1 protein-coding gene is annotated in these 411 nt (G+C 54.0%); it reads left to right on the top strand.

The genetic code is table 11. The features are described 5' to 3' along the window. The coding region (locus tag DUK53_RS17290) for an HP1 family phage holin (RefSeq protein WP_236637334.1) at positions 1-305 on the top strand (305 nt) is incomplete at its 5' end. Between the last annotated feature and the right edge of the window lie 106 nt (positions 306-411).

Here is a 411-nt window from a genome sequence, read left to right as displayed (position 1 = left end):
GGCCAGTATCGACCCGCTTATCGTGGCCGACAGTCGCGTTATCCTACAAAACAACCCGCTACGACAGCAGACGTGGGGTTAATGGGATGGAGAGATTAACCTCATTCATTACCTACTCCGCAGCGTTGTTTCTCGCTTGGCTTGGCAAGCTCTCACCGCAGGATGTGGCCTTTCTGATCGGCGCGGCCGTAGGGATCGGCACCTTCCTGGTTAATTGGTACTACAGACGCAAGAGTCTGGAGATCCTCAAAAGCATCGAACGCGATGCGGCAGCACGGAGACTTTTTGATGAACTCAATCGTTAAGCGTTGCAGCGCCCTGGCCATTCTGGCGATCGCCATGCTGCTGCCGCAGGCCAATCAAATTAAAACCTCCGAACAAGGGCTATACCTGATTGCCGATTTTGAGGGG

This window comes from Listeria sp. SHR_NRA_18 (assembly GCF_003856515.1).
Lineage (GTDB): Bacteria > Bacillota > Bacilli > Lactobacillales > Listeriaceae > Listeria_A > Listeria_A newyorkensis.
Note: the sequence above shows the minus strand (reverse complement) of the source record. Positions and strands in the feature narration are given on the sequence as shown.